This window comes from Bradyrhizobium sp. B039 (assembly GCF_038965675.1).
In the GTDB taxonomy this organism is placed as follows: Bacteria; Pseudomonadota; Alphaproteobacteria; order Rhizobiales; family Xanthobacteraceae; genus Bradyrhizobium; species Bradyrhizobium diazoefficiens.
Genome location: NZ_CP152416.1, coordinates 121,649 through 143,007 on the forward strand (window position 1 = coordinate 121,649; position 21,359 = coordinate 143,007).

18 protein-coding genes are annotated in these 21,359 nt (G+C 66.5%); 6 read left to right on the forward strand and 12 right to left on the reverse strand.

The features are described from left to right. Positions 1-423: 423 nt before the first annotated feature. Positions 424-1,398 carry an NADPH:quinone oxidoreductase family protein gene (locus tag AAFG50_RS00595; RefSeq protein ID WP_028174923.1) on the reverse strand — a complete coding sequence of 325 codons (975 nt, stop codon included), beginning with the start codon at positions 1,396-1,398 and terminating at the stop codon, positions 424-426. A 241-nt stretch (positions 1,399-1,639) separates the two neighbouring features. Between AAFG50_RS00595 and AAFG50_RS00600 the strand changes: the two genes are divergently transcribed. The 6 genes from AAFG50_RS00600 to argG all read left to right on the forward strand — a co-directional run bounded on the left by AAFG50_RS00600 (position 1,640) and on the right by argG (position 7,651). Further along, the gene (locus AAFG50_RS00600; protein ID WP_028174922.1) at positions 1,640-2,479 is read left to right on the forward strand and encodes an SDR family oxidoreductase; all 840 of its coding nucleotides are present in this window, start codon (positions 1,640-1,642) and stop codon (positions 2,477-2,479) included. A gap of 116 nt (positions 2,480-2,595) precedes the next feature. Beyond that, positions 2,596-3,258, forward strand: coding sequence for an invasion associated locus B family protein (locus tag AAFG50_RS00605; RefSeq protein ID WP_011083357.1), 663 nt, complete (start codon positions 2,596-2,598; stop codon positions 3,256-3,258). A 165-nt stretch (positions 3,259-3,423) separates the two neighbouring features. Next, entirely contained in the window at positions 3,424-4,626 is a 1,203-nt protein-coding gene (rlmN, locus tag AAFG50_RS00610; RefSeq protein ID WP_011083356.1) for a 23S rRNA (adenine(2503)-C(2))-methyltransferase RlmN, read from the forward strand. Positions 4,627-4,792: 166 nt separating this feature from the next. Then, a complete protein-coding gene (locus AAFG50_RS00615) occupies positions 4,793-5,287 on the forward strand; it encodes a hypothetical protein (RefSeq protein WP_028174921.1) in 495 nt (164 codons plus the stop codon). 156 nt (positions 5,288-5,443) lie between these two features. Then, positions 5,444-6,220, forward strand: coding sequence for a phosphatase PAP2 family protein (locus tag AAFG50_RS00620; RefSeq protein ID WP_028174920.1), 777 nt, complete (start codon positions 5,444-5,446; stop codon positions 6,218-6,220). 93 nt (positions 6,221-6,313) lie between these two features. Beyond that, entirely contained in the window at positions 6,314-7,651 is a 1,338-nt protein-coding gene (gene argG / locus AAFG50_RS00625; protein WP_028174919.1) for an argininosuccinate synthase, read from the forward strand. A gap of 191 nt (positions 7,652-7,842) precedes the next feature. On the opposite strand, the gene AAFG50_RS00630 is transcribed toward argG, so the two are convergent. The 11 genes from AAFG50_RS00630 to AAFG50_RS00680 form a co-directional block, all read right to left on the reverse strand. Continuing rightward, a complete protein-coding gene (locus AAFG50_RS00630) occupies positions 7,843-10,074 on the reverse strand; it encodes an OmpA family protein (RefSeq protein WP_074076441.1) in 2,232 nt (743 codons plus the stop codon). A 186-nt stretch (positions 10,075-10,260) separates the two neighbouring features. Continuing rightward, on the reverse strand, positions 10,261-10,503 hold the full coding sequence (locus tag AAFG50_RS00635) for a hypothetical protein (protein ID WP_053815100.1): 243 nt from the start codon (positions 10,501-10,503) through the stop codon (positions 10,261-10,263). An 83-nt stretch (positions 10,504-10,586) separates the two neighbouring features. Further along, complete coding sequence (locus AAFG50_RS00640) at positions 10,587-10,973, reverse strand: VOC family protein (RefSeq protein ID WP_011083350.1); 387 nt, start codon at positions 10,971-10,973, stop codon at positions 10,587-10,589. A 24-nt stretch (positions 10,974-10,997) separates the two neighbouring features. Further along, on the reverse strand, positions 10,998-11,822 hold the full coding sequence (locus AAFG50_RS00645; protein WP_028174916.1) for an FkbM family methyltransferase: 825 nt from the start codon (positions 11,820-11,822) through the stop codon (positions 10,998-11,000). Between the two features lie 240 nt (positions 11,823-12,062). Further along, entirely contained in the window at positions 12,063-14,021 is a 1,959-nt protein-coding gene (locus AAFG50_RS00650) for an ABC transporter ATP-binding protein/permease (RefSeq protein ID WP_028174915.1), read from the reverse strand. Positions 14,022-14,073: 52 nt separating this feature from the next. Further along, positions 14,074-16,227: an ATP-binding protein gene (locus AAFG50_RS00655; protein WP_028174914.1), complete on the reverse strand. Its 2,154-nt coding sequence runs from the start codon at positions 16,225-16,227 to the stop codon at positions 14,074-14,076. 191 nt (positions 16,228-16,418) lie between these two features. Beyond that, positions 16,419-17,201, reverse strand: a complete 783-nt coding sequence (locus AAFG50_RS00660) for a succinate dehydrogenase iron-sulfur subunit (RefSeq protein ID WP_011083346.1) — start codon at positions 17,199-17,201, stop codon at positions 16,419-16,421. 107 nt (positions 17,202-17,308) lie between these two features. Next, positions 17,309-19,144 carry a succinate dehydrogenase flavoprotein subunit gene (gene sdhA / locus AAFG50_RS00665; protein WP_011083345.1) on the reverse strand — a complete coding sequence of 612 codons (1,836 nt, stop codon included), beginning with the start codon at positions 19,142-19,144 and terminating at the stop codon, positions 17,309-17,311. Positions 19,145-19,147: 3 nt separating this feature from the next. Further along, positions 19,148-19,552: a succinate dehydrogenase, hydrophobic membrane anchor protein gene (sdhD, locus tag AAFG50_RS00670; protein WP_011083344.1), complete on the reverse strand. Its 405-nt coding sequence runs from the start codon at positions 19,550-19,552 to the stop codon at positions 19,148-19,150. Then, a complete protein-coding gene (sdhC, locus tag AAFG50_RS00675) occupies positions 19,549-19,947 on the reverse strand; it encodes a succinate dehydrogenase, cytochrome b556 subunit (protein ID WP_011083343.1) in 399 nt (132 codons plus the stop codon). Before sdhC ends, sdhD begins: the two co-directional genes overlap by 4 nt. A 417-nt stretch (positions 19,948-20,364) precedes the next feature. Next, positions 20,365-21,270 carry a LysR family transcriptional regulator gene (locus tag AAFG50_RS00680; protein WP_028174913.1) on the reverse strand — a complete coding sequence of 302 codons (906 nt, stop codon included), beginning with the start codon at positions 21,268-21,270 and terminating at the stop codon, positions 20,365-20,367. Between the last annotated feature and the right edge of the window lie 89 nt (positions 21,271-21,359).

Sequence of the window (21,359 nt, forward strand, 5' to 3'; positions counted from 1 at the left end):
CCTGCAGACTGGAACCGGTAAATCGCAATTTGAATCAGCCCAAAAAGCGACAACGGTTGGGGCGAATCGGGAAAAATTTAGGTTTGATTCGGGCGGCGCGGCGGAGTGCACCGCAATTTTGGCGATGGTGGTTGCGAAGGCGCTACCGTGCGGCGGCATCGGCGCTGGGCTCCCTCTCCCGCTTGCGGGGGAGGGCTGGGGTGGGGTGTCTCCGCGTCGGGATTGCCAGGGATTGCGGAGAACGTCCCTGCGTGGCGAGAGCCCTCACCCGCCGCGCTCGGGACGATGCTTCGCATCGCCCGGGGCGCGTCGGCCTTTCCCGCAAGCGGGAGAGGCGGAGCAAGCCCGCGGACAATCCTCGTGAAATTCACATGCGATGACAGGTGTGTGCGTAGCGACGGCGTCGCGCCGTCGCCTGCACCGTCACGGATGCAAGATCACCTTGCCCATGGCCTGGCGTCCCGCGAGCACCTTCAGCGCGTCCGCGGTCTGTGCCAGCGGGAAGGTGCGATCGACGTGCGATGAGATCTTGCCTTCCGCGGTCCACTTCACGAGCTTCTCGAGATTGGCGCGGTTCTTGGCGGGATTGAGCCGGGTCCAGGCGCCCCAGAACACGCCGCGGATGTCGCAGCCTTTCAGTAGCGCGAGGTTCAGCGGCATCTTCGGAATGTCGCCGGCGGCAAAGCCGATCACGAGGAAGCGGCCTTCCCAGGCGATCGAGCGCAGTGCCTGCTCGGCATAGGCGCCGCCAACCGGATCGAAGATGATGTCGACGCCCTTGCCGCCGGTGAGCTTGCGCAGGCCTTCCTTCAAATCTTCCTTGCCGTAGTTCAGCGTGAGCTCGGCACCATGGGCTTTCGCGAATTCGAGCTTCTCGTCCGACGAGGCGCAGGCGATCACCTTCAGGCCCATCAGCTTGCCGAGCTCGCAGGCGGCGAGGCCCGTGCCGCCGGCCGCGCCGAGCACGGCAAGCGTCTCGCCGGGCTTGGGGCTGGCGCGATCTTCCAGCGCATGCAGCGCGGTGCCGTAGATGATGATGATGCCGGCCGCGCGGTCATAGTCGAGATTGTCAGGGATCTTCACGATCGACGCCGCCGGCAGCGCGATCTTCTCGCGCGCGCCGTTGTGGCCGCAGGAGGCGACCACGCGATCGCCGACCTTCAGGTCGGTCACGCCAGGGCCGATGCTCTCGATCACGCCCGCGACTTCGGCGGCTGGCGAGAACGGGAACGGCGGCTTGATCTGGTACTTGCCCTGGATCATCAGGATGTCGAAGAAGTTCAGCGCCGCCGCCTTGATCGCGATCACGGCCTCGCCGGGACCTGCCACCGGATCCGGCACCTCGGCGAGCACGAGATCGTCGGGCTGGCAATATTGCGTGCAGAGAATGGCTTTCATGGCGACACCTTCTTGAGAAGCGAAGTCTTGGGCGTTTCGAGGTGGAATTATAGTTGGCCCGTTTCTGCCGGATTTAGCGCGGCCCTACAATCCGGATTCTTTGTCTAAGGGAGCGCGCAGGCCTATCCTTGCGTCATTGCGAGCGCAGCGAAGCAATCCAGAAACCGTCCCGCGGAAATAGTCTGGATTGTATCGCTTCGCGCGCAATGGCGGAGCAAGAAGGAAGAGAAGGATTCAAACGATGTTTGAAACGGGTCTGCTCGGGGGCAAGCGCATTCTCGTCACCGGTGGCGGCTCGGGCCTCGGCGCCGCGATGGGGCGAGGTTTCCTCGCGCTCGGCGCCGAGCTCGTGATCTGCGGCCGCAAGTTCGACCGGCTTGAAACGACTGCAGCCGAGATGCGCGCGCAGAGCGGCGGCAAGGTCACCACGATCGCCTGCGATATCCGCGACGGCGCCGCCGTCGAGAGCATGATGGACGCGATCTGGCGCGAGGCGCCGCTCGACATTCTCGTCAACAATGCCGCGGCGACCTTCATTGCCCAGAGCGAGCATCTGTCCTTCCGCGCCGCGGATGCGATCCTGGCGCCGACGCTGCATGGCGCGATGTATTGCACGCTCGCCGCCGGCAAACGCTGGATCGACGGCAGGCATGCCGGCGTCGTGCTCTCGATCCTCTCGACCTCGACCATCACCGGCCGCGCCTTCACCGTGCCGTCGGCGATGGCGAAGTCGGCGCTGCTGGCGATGACCAAAAGCCTTGCAGTGGAGTGGGGTCCGAAGGGCATCCGTACCGTCGCGATCGCGCCGGGTCCGTTCCCGACCGCCGGCGCATCGGGGCAGCTCCGCCCCGAAGGCCGCGACGACGGCTGGACGGCGCGCAACCCGCTCGGCCGGACCGGGGACCACAGCGAGCTTGCCGATCTCGCCAGCTTCCTGGTCTCCGATCGCGCCGGCTATATCAACGGCGAGATGGTGGTGATTGACGGCGGCGCGCATTTGCGCAGTTCCGGCGCCGAAGACCTGCTTGGCTGGACCGACGCGCAATGGGCCGACCAGCGTGCCGCGCGATCCCGGGGCTAGCTGTTGCCAACCCGCTAACTGCCTTCCCAAATTGAACTTTCCCGGTTATCCCTGCCGCGGGGACAAAGCGCGGCCGGGCCATCTTCCAGTCACAATATTGAGGGAACCACTCCAGCATGTGGCGGGTGCTATTTTTGGCTTTGACGGCCGGCGTGACGGCGTGGGGAATCACTGATTCCGCGCGGGCTCAGACGGCGCAACCGGCGCCCAAGTCTGCACCCAAAGAGGCCGCACCGAAAGCGGCTGCGCCGGCGGCCAATACGACAGCAAAGACGGCTGCAAAGCCCGAGAGCAAGCCGGCGGGCCCGGCTGCGGCGGTTGCGGGCGGCGCGGAGCCCACCTTGATCGGCCAGTTCGGCACCTGGGGCGCCTATTCGGCCACGCCCAACGGCAAGAAGGTCTGCTTTGCGCTGGCCAAGCCGTCGTCGTCGAAGACCAATCCGCCGAATCGGCCGCGTGATCCCGCCTATGCCTTCGTCTCGACCCGGCCGGCCGAGAAGGTGAACAACGAAGTCTCTGTCATGATCGGCTACGCGCTGAAGCCGGGATCGGAATCGTCTGTCGAGGTCGGCGGCGCCGCCTTCGCCATGTACACGCAGGGCGACGGCCTCTGGATCAAGAACGCGGCCGAGGAGGAGCGGATGGTCGAAGCCATGCGCAAATCCGCCGATCTCGTGGTCAAGGGCATCTCGGCCAAGGGGACGGAGACGACCGACACGTTTTCGCTGAAGGGCCTCGCCCAGGCGCTCGACAAGATCGCCCAGGACTGCCGGCGTTAAGGCTGCGGGCGATAAGGTCGCAATCGGCGGTTCCGGTTGCTATATAGGGGCGGTTCCAAGTTTTTCCGTCATTCCGGGGCGCGCGAAGCGCGAACCCGGAATCTCGAGGTTCCGGGTCTGGTCCTTCGGACCATCCCGGAACGACCAAGCCATTAGGTCCATTCCATGCAACCGACGACCGAGCCGCACAACGCAATCCTGGTGGAGAAGACTCCACTCGAAACCTATGTGCCGCCGGCCAAGCCGTCGCTCATCGGCCTGTCGCGCAACGAGCTTGCCGATCGCCTCGGCGAGATCGGCGTCGCGCCTGCGCAGCGCAAGATGCGCGTGCAGCAGCTGTGGCACTGGATGTATTTCCGCGGCGCTCAGAATTTCGACGAGATGACGTCGATCTCGAAGGGCATTCGCGCCGAGCTCGCGCAACATTTCACCGTCGACCGGCCCGAAGTCGTGGCCGAGCAGATCTCCAACGACGGCACCCGCAAATGGCTGCTGCGGCTGCCGAGCGGCGACAATGTCGAGAAGGCGCATGAAGTCGAATGCGTCTACATCCCCGAGACCGATCGCGGCACGCTCTGCGTCTCCTCGCAGGTCGGCTGCACCCTGAATTGCTCGTTCTGCCACACCGGCACGCAGCGCCTGGTGCGCAACCTCACCGCCGGCGAGATCGTGGGACAGGTGATGGTCGCACGCGATCGCCTCAATGATTGGGCCGATCGCGAGGACGGCACGCGCCGCGTCACCAACATCGTGATGATGGGCATGGGCGAGCCGCTCTACAATTTCGACGCGGTGCGCGATGCGCTGCTCATCGTCGGCGACAACGAAGGCATCGGCATCTCCCGCCGCCGCATCACGCTGTCGACTTCGGGCGTGGTGCCGAATATCGTGCGCGCGGGCGAGGAGATCGGCGTGATGCTCGCGATCTCGCTGCACGCCGTGCGCGACGAGCTGCGCAACGAGCTGGTGCCTCTCAACCGCAAATATCCGATCAAGGAGCTGCTGCAGGCCTGCCGTGACTATCCCGGCGCCTCGAACGCGCGCCGCATCACCTTCGAATATGTGATGCTCAAGGGCGTCAACGATTCGCTCGACGATGCGAAGCTGCTGGTGAAGCTGCTCAAGGGCATTCATGCCAAGATCAACCTGATTCCGTTCAATCCCTGGCCCGGCACCGCCTATGAATGCTCGGACTGGGACCAGATCGAGAAGTTCTCCGAATACATCTTCAACGCCGGCTATTCCTCGCCGGTGCGAACCCCGCGCGGCCGCGACATCCTCGCCGCCTGCGGCCAGCTCAAGTCGGAAACCGAAAAGCTCTCGGCCCGCGAACGCCAGACGCTGCGCGCCATGGCGATGACGGATTGAGGATGCGTGCCTCGTGCACTCTCGTCATGCCTGGGCTTGATCCGACCATCTGCGTTTATGAGCCGTCATTCCGGGGCGCGCGTAGCGCGAACCCGGAATCTCGAGATTCCGGATTCGGTGCTGCGCACCGCTCCGGAATGACGATGACACTCAACAGGGCCATCAGATGTCCCTGATCGGCCGCCTCGTCGTCATCTTCATGGGCTTTCTCGCCGCCTGCTTCGTCGGCGGCATGATCGTCGTCGTCGCGCTGCTGTTTCCGGAATTCGCCGATCTCGGCGCAGGTCCCGTCGATGAAGGTACGATCGACATCCTGCTCGGATTCGGTTTCATCTTCGTCTCCGGCTTTGCGCTGGTGCCGGCAGCGGTGATCGTCGCGATCACCGAAGCGCTCTACATCCGCAGCGCACTGGCCTATGCCGTCGGCGGCGGCCTCGTCGGGCTCGCCTGCTACCTCGGCCTCGTTCCCTTCCACTCCGACACGCTGCAGTTCGAGGGCATCGTGCGGCGTCACCTCGAGATCATGACCGGCGCCGGCATCGTGGCCGGCGTGGTCTACTGGCTGATCGCCGGCCGCAACGCCGGCGCCTGGCGCAATCCGCCACCCCCGCGCAAGCCGCCTCCGCCGCTGCCGTCGCAGTCGAGGCCCGATGCGCGGTGACTGGCGCTGTCATTCCGGGATGGTCCGAAGGACCAGACCTCAGGTGCGCAATTGCGCACCGGGGAATCTCGAGATTCCGGGTTCAGCTCTGCGAGCCGCCCCGGAATGACGGTGAAAGGGTTTTCATCCCCGCCCCACTCCGCTAAACCGCGCGGCATGAACCGGACTGGACTTTTCATCGCCCTGGCGCTGTGGCTCGTGATCGGTGTCGTTTTCGGCCTCTATCCCGAGCTCGATCTCAAGCTCGCGTCGCTGTTCTTCGACCCCGAGACGAAGACGTTTCCGCTCAAGCTGAACGGCTGGGCGGGCTTTGCGCGTGATGCGGCGATGTGGATCGCCTGGGCGTTCGTGCTGCCCTCGCTGGTGGCGCTTGTGGTCAAGATGATCCGGCCCGATCGGCCGCTGATGGTGTCGGGGCGCGCGATCGTGTTCCTGCTGGTGACGATCATCCTGTCGGCCGGAATCCTCACCAACCTCACCTTCAAGACCTATTGGGGCCGGCCGCGCCCGGTGGTGGTGACGCAGTTCGCCGGCGACCAGCAGTTCGTGCCGTGGTGGGATCCGCGCGGCGGCTGCGTGCGCAACTGCTCGTTCTTCTCGGGCGAGGGCGCGACTGCGTTCTGGACGCTGGCGCCGGCTGCGCTGGCGCCGCCGGCGTGGCGCCCGCTCGCCTATGCCGGCGCGGTCGTCTTCGGCCTTGTGACCAGCGGGCTCCGCATGGCCTTCGGCGGGCACTTCTTCACCGACGTGTCGATCGCCGGCCTCGTCACCTTCGTCGTGATCTGGTTCGCCTACGCGATGATTTACCGCTGGCCGCGGACGCGGTTTTCGGACCAGGCGGTCGACGCCGCCCTGACCCGGCTGAACATGCCCGCCTACCGGCTCCGCCAGCGCCTGTTCGGCCGCAAGACCGGCCCCGAGCCGTCAGTTTGAGCCATTAAATGCGTGCCGAGCCCTGCGAAATTTGATATTCGCCCGGTCAATCCGCAACCGCCATCAGCCCCCTGAGACCCGATTGGAAGCCCCATGACCACGATCCTGAAGAGCCTGCCCAAGGGCGAGAAAGTCGGCATCGCGTTTTCGGGCGGCCTCGACACCAGCGCGGCGCTGCTCTGGATGAAGCAGAAGGGCGCGCGCTGCTACGCCTATACCGCCAATCTCGGCCAGCCCGATGAAGCCGACTACAACGAGATCCCGCGCAAGGCGCAGGAATTCGGTGCCGAGAAGGCCGTGCTGGTCGATTGCCGCACGCAGCTCGTCCACGAAGGCATCGCCGCGATCCAGTCCGGCGCCTTCCACATCTCGACCGGCGGCATCACCTATTTCAACACCACGCCGCTCGGCCGTGCCGTCACCGGCACGATGCTGGTCGCGGCGATGAAGGAGGACGGCGTCAACATCTGGGGCGACGGCTCGACCTTCAAGGGCAACGACATCGAGCGCTTCTATCGCTACGGCCTGCTCACCAATCCGAGCCTGCGCATCTACAAGCCCTGGCTCGACCAGCAGTTCATCGACGAGCTCGGCGGCCGCGCCGAGATGTCGGCGTTCATGACCGCCCAGGGCTTCGCCTACAAGATGAGCGCCGAGAAGGCGTATTCGACCGACAGCAATCTGCTCGGCGCCACGCATGAAGCCAAGGATCTCGAGAGCCTCGACAGCGGCATCAAGATCGTCAACCCGATCATGGGCGTGCCGTTCTGGCGCGAGGACTGCAGCGTCAAGGCCGAGAAGGTCGTGGTGCGTTTCGAGGAAGGCCAGCCCACCGCGCTGAACGGCCAGACCTTCACCGATCCCGTCGCGCTGTTCCTCGAAGCCAATGCGATCGGCGGCCGCCACGGCCTCGGCATGAGCGACCAGATCGAGAACCGCATCATCGAGGCCAAAAGCCGCGGCATCTATGAGGCGCCCGGCATGGCGCTGTTGCACATCGCCTACGAGCGACTCGTCACCGGCATCCACAACGAGGACACCATCGAGCAGTACCGCATCAGCGGCATGCGTCTCGGCCGCCTGCTCTATCAGGGCCGCTGGTTCGATTCGCAGGCCCTGATGCTGCGCGAGACCGCGCAGCGCTGGGTCGCGCGCGCCGTCACCGGCGAGGTGACGCTCGAGCTGCGCCGCGGCAACGATTATTCGATTTTGAACACGGAAAGCCCGAACCTCACCTATGCGCCGGAGCGGCTCAGCATGGAGAAGGTCGAGGACGCGGCGTTCACGCCGGCCGATCGCATCGGTCAGCTCACCATGCGCAACCTCGACATCGCCGACACGCGCACCAAGCTGAAGCTCTATACGGACACCGGCCTGCTTTCGGGCAGCGAAGGCTCGCAGATCTTCCGGCTGGAGAACGACAAGGGCTGAGATTTTCGTAGCCGTAGGGTGGGCAAAGCGAAGCGTGCCCACCATCCTTCCACGTCCGAGATAGTGGTGGGCACGGCGCTCGCGCGCCTTTGCCCACCCTACGATTGCGCGATGTGCCGCAACGTCGCGCGCAACAACGAAAACAAAAATGGCCGGGATTTCTCCCGGCCATTTTGCGTTTGTGTGTGCCGTTACCGCGGCGGCGCGGTGCCGGGCGGGGGCGGCGGCAGCGAGGCCTGACCGCCGTTGAGCAGCGGCGTGATGTTGCGGACGGTGACGCGCCGGTTGATCGCGCTCGGCCCCTGCGTCTGCTCCTTCAGGTACTGCTCGCCATAGCCCTGCGACGTCAGGTTCTCCGCAGGCACACCGAACTGCTGGGTCAGCAATTCGGCCGCGGACTGCGCGCGGCGGTCCGACAGCGACAGATTGTCGACCTCGTTGCCGACCGCGTCGGTATGTCCCTCGATCAGGAACACCACGCGCGGGTTGGCCTGGATCGCACGGTTGAGGCCGTCGGCGATCACTTGCAGCTTCGCCGCCTGATCCGGTGGGATCGTCCACGAACCCGTCTCGAAGGTGATCGTGTTGACGTCGATGCTCGGCATCTGCATGCGAATATTCGGGCTGTAGCGGATCTCGTCGAGCGTGTAGCGCCGATTGATCCGCTGCACCGGCGGTGCCTCCATGGTCTGGTAGATCACGTCCGGCGACGCCTCCTCCGCGTCGACGATGTAGCGATCGTAGGGAATGTTCACGACCGGCGGCGGCGCGTCGACATAGAAGCCGCCGACCGACTGCGGATCGCGGTAGCTGTTGTCGATGATGATGAGCTCGCGCCCGCCGGGGTCCCTGCGAATTCGCCGCAGCAACCGACCGTCGGGAGCGACCACGGTGATGATCTCGCTGCCGTCGGGACGGATCACGACGGTGCGAGTATCGCCGCCGACGGTGTCGGTGCGGATGTCGCGGGCGCCATAGCGGAAGCGATAGAGATCGTTGCCGCGGACGTAGGCCTGCCCGCCGGGATCGCGGATGATGATGCGATCCGGCTCGGTGTAGACGGTGCGGCCGCCTTCGATGGACTCGCGTCGCTGGTTGTGCAGGTCGGCGATGGTCGCACCGATCACGGCGCCGGCCACGACGCCCGCACCGATCGCGAGCGGCGTCAGGTCACGCTGCGGCGGACGCGGCGGAGGTGGCAGCGGTGCGACGACTGTCGGCGCGGCCTGGAAGGCAGGCGTAACCGTCGGCGGAGCGAATTGCGCCCTGTTGGGTGGCGGCGTTGCGGCCGCCGAGCCCGGGACTGTGCTCGGCGCTGCGGCACCGGCAGGAGCCGCGGGCCGGGCCGGGAGGCCGCCGGCCTGGGGCGTCGCAGCCGGAGTTCCGGCAGCAGGCGCGCCGGCGGGCGGCGTTCCACCCTGAGGTCCTGGCGTCGGTCCCGCACCGGGACGTCCGGGCGGCGGCGTCAGAGCGCCGCCGGGGGCCGGCGTTGCCGTCGGAGCCGGGGTCGCCGTGCCGGGCGCGGGCGTCGGTGCAGGACCCGGACGTCCGGATGGCGGCGTCGCGGTGCCGCCGGGTGCCGGCGTGGTCGTTGGAGCGGGCGTAGCGCCTGGAGCTGGCGGTGATCCTGCAGCCGGGGGCGAACCGGGCCGTACGCCGGGCGGCGGTGCACCGGGGCGTCCGGCCGGCGGAGCGCCGGGCGTGCTGCCCGGAGCCGGCGTCGCGGTCGGCGCAGGTGTTGCTGTCGGTGCGGGTGTCGGCGTCGGAGCGGGAGTGGCTGCCGGCGCAGGCGAGCCGGGGCGGGCCGTCGGCGCTGCGGGCGGAGGAGCCGCGGGCGTCGCCGTGGGCGCAGGCGTGGGCCGCGCCGCGGGGCCTGCAGGAGGCGGCGGCGGAGGTGTCGGAGTCGGACGTGCCGCGGGAGGAGGCGGAGGCGGCGGCGCGTGCTGTGGAGCTGCGGCGGGCGGCGGCGCGGGTGGCGTGGGCGCCGGACGTGCTGCGGGCGGAGCCGGAGGCGGCGGTGTCGGGGCGTGCTGCTGCGGGGCCGCGGCCGGAGGCGGCGAAGGCTGCTTCGGAGCGGCAGGCGGCGGTGGCGGGGGCGGCGGAGCCGGACGTGCCGCAGGCGGAGGCGGAGGCGGCGGAGGCGCCGCGGGGCGCGGCGGCGCGGCGGCCGGCGGAGGCGCAGCGGGCGGGTGCGGCGGCGCAGCGGCGGGCGGCGGAGCGGCCGGGCGCGCGGGCGCAGCAGGCGGCGCAGCCCCTGGCGGTCCCTTTGGCGGCTGCTTCGGTTTTCCGTCAGGGCCCGTCTCTTGAGGCTGGGCCTGCGCGACCACGAGCGGCGAAGCGCCTTGCGCATGCGATGCGGTGTTTGCCAATTGCATCGCGGTCAGAGCCGTGGTGGCAAGCAGCACGAAACGAAGATTGGTCATAGTGGTGAACTTCCCCGGAAGGTTCTTTGACGAAGTGGTGGGATGAACAGCTACGCGTTAGGCCGCATTGTGGCGAGCAAAGCGGGCGCGGCCCGATTTATTTCTGCACGCAAATCACCTCATTATGCCGACGTTCATTGCGCATTCAGGCGTGGGTTGCAATCGCCTCACATGCGATGGTTCGCCTCATGTGTGATCCCGCCGCGGAGTTGCGTCCGTCGCAGGACCGGGAGTGAGCGGCCCGTTCGGCCCGCGCGTTGGAATCTCTTCAGGCATGCGGCCCGGCAATTCGTCGGGCCGCGGTGATTCGCCGGGCTCGTGCACCGGCGGCGTGATTTCGGGCTGAGGATTGCCCGGCGGAATTCCAGGCGGCGGCTCGGTGGGAGTCCCCGGTGTTGCCGGTGGAATCTCGGGCGGTTCGATCGGCATCGGCATCATCGAGTTCGGTTGTCCAGAGGACAACAACGGCGATGCCGCGCCGATGTTCCTTGCCGCGTCGTCGCGGGGCGCGCCTATTCGGGCGCGTGACAGACGGCCTCGATGTTGTGGCCGTCGGGGTCCCGCACGAAGGCGCCGTAATAGTTCGGATGATAGTGCGGACGGATGCCGGGCGGTCCGTTGTCGCGGCCACCGGCCGCGATTGCCGCCTTGTAGAAGGCGTCGACCGTGGCGCGGTCCTTTGCCGCGATCGCGACATGCACCGGCTTGTTCATGGCGCCTTCGCCGCCAATCCAGAAATCCGGCTTGCCGTCGGCACCGAAGCCGGCGGCCGGATCGTGGCCGGTCTGCTCCGCCGTGACCTCCATGATCAGGCTGTAGCCGAGCGGCGCCAGCGCCTTGGCATAGAACGCTTTCGCGCGCTCATAGTCGGAGACGGAGAAACCCAAATGGTCGATCATCGCAACCTCCGTTGTTCGCCCCTGTCAGCGTGACAGGAACGTATTGCTTCGTGTCTTGCGTGCGATCGTAAAGCCGCGCGCGACCATGTCGGCAATACAATCCTGCTGCCATTCCTTTTGTGACAGATGCTCGATCACCACCGCGCGTGGCCACAGCGCTTGCGGCGCGTCGCGGAAGAAGCCGGTCAGCACGCGGTCCTCGAAGCCTTCGACGTCGATCTTGAGCGCGTCGACCTGCGTGACGCCGGCCTCGTCGAGAATGCGCATCAAGCGCAGCGACGGGACCTTGATCGCATCGGCGCCGGCCGTGCCGGTGACGACGTGGGTGGCACCGAGATTGCCGCCGCCGCTCTCGATCATCAGCTCGCCGTCGCTGTCGCCTGCTGCGGCCTGCACCAGGCGGACCTGCGTCGCTTTCGATGCGGCGTGGTTGAAGGAGAGACGTCCGAAGGTCAGCGGATGCGGCTCGATCGCGATCACCTTGCCTGCGGGCCCGACCTGCCGCGCCATCACCAGGGCAAACGTGCCGACATTGGCGCCGACGTCCACGAACACGCCGCCCGCCGGCGTGTGCTGGCGCAGGAAGTCGAGCTCGTCGAGATTGTAGTCGGGGTTGAACAGCGCGCCGCGCTCGGTCGCGCTGCCCTGGTGGTAGAAGCGGAACGAGGCGCCCTGATACTGCACGTCGACCGGACCGCCGCGCAGCAGATTGACCAGCCGCGACAGCCAGGGCCGGAACGCGCCGCGCTTCAGCCCCGATTGCGTCGCGAGGCGAATGATCGCGGCCTGCGCCGCATTCGGCGCAAACGTGCCGAACGGCGCGGACGAAGGGGCGTTGTAGGTCGTCAAGCAGGTGGTCCTCGTTGCAAGCGGCGCATGCATAGCCGGTTTTGCCGGGGACTCCAACGCTCGATCACCGGTGTCGTCCCGGGGCGCGAAGCGAGCCCGGGACCCGTAACCCCAGGGAGGAGTCGTGACGCCAAACTCCCACTCCGAGGCTTCGCCAAATCTCTCCCTGTGGGTATGGGTCCCGGATCGGCGCTCCGCTTCGCTGCGCTTGTCCGGGACGACGAGGGAGAGAGAAGTGCTTCACGCCGCCCTTGTCGGCGCTGGCTTGCGCGGGCGCAGGAAGCGGCCGAGCAGCCTGCGCCGGCCCTTGCGCGGGATCAGGTCGATGTCGCTGACGAGCTTGGCGCCGCCCTTGCGCCGCTCCAGCACGATCTTGCGGCTGTGGAAGGCTTCCAGCTCGACGCGGTGCGCGACGCTGACGATGGTCGCCTTCGGCAGCGCGTCGGTGACCATCTTCATCATCTTGTCCTGGCTCTTCTCGTCGAGCGCCGAGGTCGCCTCGTCCAGGACGACGATGTCGGGGTTGTGCAGCAGGAGCCGCGCGAAGGCGAGGCGCTGCTTCTCGCCGCCGGACAGCGTCTGGTCCCACGGCCCCTCTTCCTCGATCTTCTCCTTGAGATGGTCGAGGCCGACCTTGTGCAAGGCTTCTCCGATTTCGTCCACGGTCCAGTCGTCTTCGGCCCCGGGATAGGCGACCGCGCGGCGCAGGGATCCGGAGGGCACGTAAGGCCGCTGCGGCAGCATGAACAGCCGCCGGTCGGGATGGAAATTGACGCTGCCGCCGCCCCACGGCCACAGCCCCGCAATGGCGCGCACCAGCGTGCTCTTGCCGGTGCCGGATTCGCCGGCGACCAGCAGGCGCTCGCCGGGCTCGATCACCACCTCGGTCTCGCCGACCACGGCGGTGCCGTCGTCGAGCGTGACCGAGAGGTCGTTCAGCTCCAGCATCGCCTCGTTGCTGGTCTCGCCACGCTTGATGCGGCCGATGCCGTCGCCCTGCTCGGCGCGCTCGAGGCCGTCCAGCGACATCATCAGCGAGGCGATGCGGCGCGCGCAGGCGTTCCAGTCGGCCAGCCTCGGATAATTGTCGACCAGCCAGCCGAACGCGCCCTGCACGATGGTGAAGGCGGAGGCCGCCTGCATCACCTGTCCGAGCGTCATGCTGCCGTCGAGGAATTTGGGCGCGCAGAGCAGCAGAGGCACCACCGGTGCAACGAGGTTCGATCCCTGCGACACCAGCGTGGTGCGCATGTGCTGGCCGGCGAGCCGCGCCCATTGCCGCAGCACGTTGGTGAAATTGCGGTCGATGCCGCCGCGCTCCTCCTCCTCGCCGCCGAGCAGCGCGATGCTCTCGCCGTTCTCGCGCACGCGCGTCAGGGTGTAGCGGAAATCGGCCTCGGCCTGGTTCTTGTCTTCGGAGATCTGCACGAATCGGCGGCCGATCACCACGATCGAGCTCGATGCGATCGCGGCGTAGAGGATCGCGGCGATCACGAGGAAGCCGGGAATGGTGATGGTCGATCCACCCAGCGCGATCGTGAGCGCGCCGCCGATGGTCCAGAGCACCACGATGAAGGTCACCGCCGACAGCAGTGCCGAGGTGACGCCGGCGAGGAAATCGACCGGCGAATCGGTCGCGATGCGCAGATCCTCCGCGATCCGGTATTCGGGATTCTTGTGGTCGCCGCCGACGAGGTTGAGCTGGTAGTAGCGCCCGTTGGCGAGCCAGCGCGTCAGCACGCTTGCCGTGAGCCAGGCCCGCCAGCGCCGCTGGATGCCCATCCGCGCGAACACCTGGGCCACGCCGAGCACGATGCTGCCGATCGCGAGCGGCACGAACACCGCGGTGAGATGAAACACGCTGGTCGCATCGCGCTTCTCGATGGCGTCGAAGATCGCGCGATTCCAGACATTGATGCCGTACTGGAAGGCGACGGTGAGGACGATCAGCATGCCGAGGCCGATCGAGAACGGCCATGCGAGGCGATCGCCGTTGCGGCCCCAGAAGCCGCGCGCGCTGATCCAGAAGCGGGTCAGCAGATAATCCTTGCGCGCCTGCTCGGCCTCCTCAGGTGACAGCTCGGGATCGGGTTCGAGCTCCTCGGGCGGGGGCGGAGCCACGTCCTCGCCAGTCTCGCCCTCGATTTCGATGATGGGCGGCTTCTTGCCCTGTTCGCGCTTCCCGGCCGGTTTTTGCATGGCCGGACAACGCAAGGGAAATCAGTCGGTTCCCAGCGGTTCCGAGGCCGGGCTATTCGGCCGCGCCACCGCGTACCCGCCGCAGCCGCGCGGCTCTGTGGAGGATCTGCGACAGCTCCTCGATCGAATAGGGCTTTTGCACGAGTTCGAAACCGTCGCTGCCGTCCTGCGCCAGCGCCTCGCTGTAGCCGGTGGTCAGCACGACCGGTGCGCCGATGCCGCGATCGCGGATCGCCCGCGCTAGTTCGAGCCCGGTCATGCCGGGCATGACCACATCCGAGAACACGACGTCGAAACGATCCGTGTCCACGACCAGCTCGGCGAGCGCGTCGGCGGCGTTGTCGACCAGGGTGATGCTGTAGCCGAGCTCGGTCAGTCCATCGGCGGCGAAATTGGCGAGCTCGATATTGTCCTCGACCACCAGCACCGACATGCCGCTGCCCGGCAGCGCCGGTGCGGTGTTCGGCGCCTGCTGCTGCGGCAGCAAGTCCGCCGGCACGCGCGGCAAATAGAGCGAGAAGGTGCTGCCCTGGCCGACTTCGCTCGTGACCGTCACCTCGCCGCCGGATTGCCGGGCAAAGCCAAACACCTGGGAAAGGCCAAGACCCGTGCCGTGGCCGACCTGCTTGGTGGTGAAGAACGGCTCGAAGATGCGCCCGAGGCGCGCGGCCGGAATGCCGATTCCGGTATCGCTGACGACGACGCAGACGAAGCCATTGCTGTCAGGGATATGACCGCCCGGAAGATGCGCCAGCGTGTCCGGAACGGTCGTCGCCACCTCGACCTTGAAGCTGATCCGGCCCTTGCCCTGCATGGCATCGCGCGCATTGGTCGCCATGTTGATCAGCGCCGTCTCGAACTGGCTGGCATCGGCATTGACGAGGCACGGCTCGGCCGGCAGCTGTGTCGCGATCTCGATCGCGGGTCCCAGCAGGGTAGCGAGCATGTCGTGCAGCGACTGCATCCGTTCGCCGACGTCGAACACCTCCGGTTTCAGGGTCTGGCGCCGCGCGAAGGCGAGGAGCTGCGACGTTAGCCTGGCGGCGCGCGCGACCGCATCCGCGATCGCGGTCATGTAGCGCTGCCGCCGCTCCTCCGTCAGTTGCGGCCGGTTCAAGAGGTCGACGGAGGCGCGGATCACGGTCAGCAGATTGTTGAAGTCGTGTGCGACGCCGCCGGTGAGCTGGCCCAGCGCCTCCAGGCGCTGGCTGTGCTTGAGCGCCTCCTCGGCCTCGCGCCGCTTTGCGGCTTCGGTCTGGAGATGCTGGGTGCGCCGGAAGGCGAACGCGAGCAGCAGGAACAGCAGTGCGGTCGCGGGAACGCCGAACACCAGATGCTGGCCCATTGTGGCGAGCCAGCGCGCGCGGATCGCCGAGGTCTCGAGCCCCGCGCTGACATAGATCGGATATTCGGCGATGCGCCTGTAGCCGAGCCGGCGCTCGATCCCGTCTGACGGCCAGGCGATGGTCATGAGCCCGTGCGCGGGGTGCGCGGCGATCTGGCGGCCGACCGGCCCGCCTGGATCGAGCCGAAGGTCGCGGTCGAGCCGCGGAAAATGCGCCAGCACCACGCCGTCGGCGCGACCCATCGCGAAGAAGCTACCGGGATCGGAGCCGATCCTGGCGTAAAAGCTCTCGAAATATTCCGGCAGGACGGAGGCCTGGATCACGCCGATGAAGCTGCCGTCGTCGGAGTCGCGGCGGCGGCTCATCCCGAAGAAGCGCGCACCCTGATAGGGCGGACGCGGCGTCAGGGGCATGCCGATGAACGTGCCGATGGCCTGGTCGACATGGGCGTAGAAGTAGTCGCGGTCCGCGAAGCTCAGCTCCGGCGGCGGCGAGGCGAGGCTGTTGACCAGCGCCTTTCCGTCCGCATCGAAGATCCAGGCCGATTTGAGCTGCGGCAGCGAATCGGCCAGCCGCCTCAGGCGACGGTGCAGCGCCGGTTCGCGCGCGCGGACGAGGTCGTCGGGGAGGCCGCGCACGACCTCGTTGAGCTCGGCAAGGCTGCGGTCGATGGTCTCGAACACCTTGAGCGCGTGCTCATGCGCGACGTCGAGGGTGCGCTCGATCTCGCGGTCGGCGATATCTTTGGTCGATGTGTAGGAGATCGTGGCGGCGATCGCGAACAGGGCAATCGGCAATGCCAGGGATGCCGCCATCATCCACTGCAACAGCTTCAGCGAATTGCGTTGCGCACCCTGCACAGTCGCTCCGGTCCCTGGACCCGAGCTTAACTGAATTTCCCGCTGGGAAGGAAGCCGCTTATGACCGGAACCGGTGGTTGCAATTCCAGATAATCGCCCGCGGCGCGGGTTGGCGGAAAAATCTACTCAAATTGACGCCAGCCGTCGCAGGCCCCGGCCATTTCGGCCGGGGATCGATGCGTGAATCAGGTCTAGATCTGCCGTTCGACCATCTTGAGCTTGAGCTCGGCGATGGCTTCCGCCGGGTTGAGGCCCTTCGGGCAGGCCTTGGCGCAGTTCATGATGGTGTGGCAGCGGTAGAGCCGGAACGGGTCCTCGAGATTGTCGAGCCGCTCGCCGGTCGCCTCGTCCCGCGAATCGGAGACCCAGCGGTTGGCCTGCAGCAGCGCGGCGGGGCCGAGATAGCGGTCGCTGTTCCACCAATAGCTCGGGCATGAGGTCGAGCAGCAGGCGCAGAGGATGCACTCGTAGAGGCCGTCGAGCTTCTCGCGGTCCTCGTGGCTCTGGCGCCATTCCTTCTGCGGCGTCGGCGAGGTCGTCTTCAGCCACGGCTCGACGGAGGCATACTGCGCGTAGAAATTGGTGAGGTCGGGAACCAGGTCCTTCACGACCGGCTGGTGCGGCAGCGGATTGATCTTCACCGCGCCGTCCTTCACGTCGTGCATCGAGCGGGTGCAGGCCAGCGTGTTCTGGCCGTCGATGTTCATGGCGCAGGAGCCGCAGACGCCTTCGCGGCAGGAGCGGCGGAAGGTCAGCGACGGGTCGATGTTGTTCTTGATCCAGATCAGGCCGTCCAGCACCATCGGACCGCAATCATTGGTGTCGACGTAGTAGGTGTCGACGCTCGGATTCTTGCCGTCGTCCGGATTCCAGCGATAGACGCGGAATTCGCGAACGTCAGTCGCGCCCGCGGGCTTCGGCCAGGTCTTGCCGCCGGTGATCTTGGAGTTCTTCGGAAGTGCGAATTCAACCATTGCTCTAACCTTTCGTCATTCCGGGATGGTCCGAAGGACCAGACCCGGAATCTCGAGATTCCGGGGTCGATGCTGCGCATCGCCCCGGAATGACGGCTACTGTTCGATCAGTACACGCGCGCCTTGGGCGGGATGTACTGCACGTCGTTGGTCATGGTGTAGTCGTGAACCGGGCGGTACTCGATCTTGACCTTGCCGGCATCGTCCAGCCAGGCCAGCGTGTGCTTCATCCAGTTCTTGTCGTCGCGCTCGGAAAAATCCTCGCGGGCGTGGGCGCCGCGGCTCTCGGTGCGGTTGGCGGCCGAGTTCATCGTCACCACCGCCTGCGCGATCAGATTGTCGAACTCCAGCGTCTCGACGAGGTCCGAATTCCACACCAGCGAGCGGTCGGACACGGCGATGTCGGTGATGCCGCTGTGGACCTTCTCGATCAGGTTCTGGCCTTCGCTCAGGACTTCGCCGGTGCGGAACACGGCACAGTTGCTCTGCATCACGTGCTGCATGCCTTCGCGCAGCTTTGCGGTCGGCGTGCCGCCGGAGGCGTAGCGGTAATGATCGAGGCGGCCGAGCGCGAGCTCGGCGGAGTTCGCCGGCAGCTCGGGCTGCTTGGCGTTGGGCGTGAGCTTCTCGGCCAGCCGCAGCGCGGCGGCGCGGCCGAACACCACGAGGTCGATCAGCGAGTTGGAGCCGAGACGGTTGGCGCCGTGCACGGAGACGCAGGCCGCTTCGCCGATCGCCATCAGGCCGGGGATGACGGCGTTGTCGTCGCCGTCCTTCTTGGTCAGCACTTCGCCGTGATAGTTCGTCGGGATGCCGCCCATGTTGTAGTGCACGGTCGGCACGATCGGGATCGGCTCGCGCGTCACGTCGACATTGGCGAAGATCTTCGCGGATTCGGAGATGCCCGGCAGGCGCTCGGCCAGCACCGCGGGATCGAGATGGTCGAGATGAAGGAAGATGTGGTCCTTCTTCTTGCCGACGCCGCGCCCTTCACGGATCTCGATGGTCATCGCGCGCGAGACGACGTCGCGCGATGCGAGGTCCTTGGCCGACGGCGCATAGCGCTCCATGAAGCGCTCGCCCTCGGAGTTGACGAGATAGCCGCCTTCGCCGCGCGCGCCTTCGGTGACGAGACAGCCCGAGCCGTAGATGCCGGTCGGATGGAACTGCACAAACTCCATGTCCTGCATCGGCAGGCCGGCGCGCAGCACCATGCCGCCGCCGTCGCCGGTGCAGGTGTGCGCCGAGGTGCAGGAGGCATAGGCGCGGCCGTAGCCGCCGGTCGCGAGAATCACGGTCTGGGCGCGGAAGCGATGCAGCGTGCCGTCATCGAGCTTGAGCGCGATGACGCCGCGGCAGGTGCCCTGGTCGTCCATGATCAGGTCGATGGCGAAGAACTCGATGAAGAACTCGGCCGCGTGACGCAGCGACTGGCCGTACATCGTGTGCAGCATGGCATGGCCGGTGCGGTCCGCGGCGGCGCAGGTGCGCTGCGCCTGACCCTTGCCGAAGTCCAACGTCATGCCGCCGAACGGGCGCTGGTAGATCTTGCCGTCCTCGGTGCGCGAGAACGGCACGCCCCAATGTTCGAGCTCGTAGACCGCGTCGGGCGCGTTGCGCACCATGTATTCGATCGCGTCCTGGTCGCCCAGCCAGTCCGACCCCTTCACGGTGTCGTACATGTGCCAGCGCCAGTCGTCCTTGTGCATGTTGCCGAGCGAGGCGGAGATGCCGCCTTGCGCCGCGACCGTGTGCGAGCGGGTCGGAAACACCTTGGTGATGCAGGCCGTGCGCAGGCCCGCCTCGCTGCAGCCGACCACGGCGCGCAGTCCCGCGCCGCCGGCGCCGACCACGACGACGTCATAGGTGTGGTCTTCGATGGGATAGGCTTTTCCGTTGGTGGCGGGAGCGCCGTTGCCCTTGCCATTCGTCTCGTTGGCCATGGGTTACACTCCGGATGAAAGTTTCAGGATCGCGTAGGTCGAGGCGAGTGCCACGGCGATCGAGAAGAAGTTGTTGAGCATGATCGCCGTGAGCTTCAGCTTCTCGTTATGGACGTAGTCCTCGATCACCACCTGCATGCCGATCTTCATGTGCCAGGCGCTGGCGAAGATGAAGAGCAGCATGATGATGGCGATTGGCAGCGAGCCGATGGTCTGCGCTACGAAGGCCTGGTTGCGGCCGAACAGCATCACGATGATCACGATCACCGGGATCATCATCAGCACCATCGCGACGCCGGTGATGCGCTGGCGCCAGAAGTCCGACGTGCCCGAATGCGCCGCGCCGAGATTGCGGACGCGGCCGAGCGGGGTGCGCATGCTGCGCTTCGGCGTATCGGTTGCGCTCATCGTCCACCTCCGATCGCGTAGGCGACGATCCAGATCAGCACCGTCAGCACGATGCCGCCGATCAGCGCGCCCCAGGTCAGCGCTTCGCGCTCATTGGCCTTGAAGCCGTAGCCGAGGTCCCAGACGAAGTGCCGGATGCCGCTCAGCATATGGTGCATCAGCGCCCAGGTGTAGCCGAACACGATCAGCCGGCCGATGATGCTGCCGGTGAAGGCCTGGACATGGGAATAGGCGGCGGGGCCGGAGGCCGCCGCGATCAGCCACCAGGCCAGCAGCAGGGTTCCGGCATAGAGGGCGATACCGGTGGCGCGATGGACGATGGACAGCGCCATCGTCAACGTCCAGCGGTAGACTTGCATGTGTGGTGAAAGCGGTCGTTCGATCCGTGCGGTCATGGGCTTTGATGTTGTGTAGCGGCCCAGCAGGGGGCGCGCGGGGATCGCGAAAGGTCGGCTCTATTTACGGAGTCGATTTGGCCGGCGCAATCACCAAATCGCCATAAATCGAACCGTGGTTCAGCGCTACAGCGTTGATGAAACAAGGCCAATCAGGGGCTTGGTATACCAGAGCAATGGTGTGCCGACAAAGAATAGAATGTATATTCATCTTTTGTGGCGACGGCCGAGGCACATTGAAATTACTATTGGAACGGCTCTAAGCCGCCGCGGGCCAGCCAGAGTTCGAACCAGTCAGTTCATGATGCCCACGTCGGCACGAATCGCCGGCGAGGCAATTTCGATTTCCGCCGCGCGCACCGATTTTTCGTCTGACGGGTGGATATGCGCGGCCTGCATCCCACCCCGCCGCAGGAATCAGCGTCCGAGGGGATCGCTGCCGCGCCATCGCTCGACCAGGAAATCGATGAATGCACGAATCTTCGCCGACCCCAGGCGCGACGGCTGATAGAGCGCGTGGAGCGGAGCCGGAGCAGGTTCATGCTCACGCAACAGACGACGCAGGCGCCCCTCGGCAAGTTGCCTTTCCACCTGCCATGACGGCACGCGGACGATGCCGGCGCCGTTCTCCGCGGCGCTGGCGAGCGCGTCGAGACTGTTGACCCAGAGCCGTCCCGCTATCCTGATTCGCGATCCGCCCTTCGCGTCGCGGCCGAATCGCCAGGTCGCTGCACCCGGCGCATCGGAGAACACCAGGCAATCATGCCGCGGCAGATCGGACGGGCTCTGCGGCTCGCCGCGGCGCGCGAGGTAGCCAGGCGAGGCGCAATGGATCATCTGCACCTCCGCGAGTTTCCGCGTCACGAGCTGGGAATCGGGAATGCGCCCGACGCGAAGCGCCAGATGGACGTCCTCCTCGATCAGGTTGACGTTGCGATCGACCAGCAGCAGATCGACCGACAGCGAGGGACAGGCGCGCAGAAAGTCGCCCAGCAGCGGTGCGATCAGCAGGCGCCCCATCAATGTCGGCGCACTCACGCGCAGGCGCCCCGACGGCTCGCGGCGGCTTCCCGCCAGCGCCTCCTCGATCTCCTTGACCTCGCCGAGGATCGACTTGGCGCGCTCGTACAGCATGCGGCCGTCGTCCGTGAGCGCCAGCTGCCGCGTCGTACGCACCAGCAGGCGCGTGCCGAAATGCTGTTCGAGCGCCGAAATCTGCCGGCTCACTGCCGTCAGCGAGCTCGGCAACGACCGCGCCGCCGCGGACAGGCTGCCGCTGTCGACAGCCCGGACAAAGGTCGCCATCGCCGCGAGCTGGTCCATGGCCATCCTTCCGTTTTCAGCAAGATAGTCTACCCAGCTTCGCCGATAGTCGCGCAATGCGAAAGGGTCTATCCCTATCGTTGAGAACA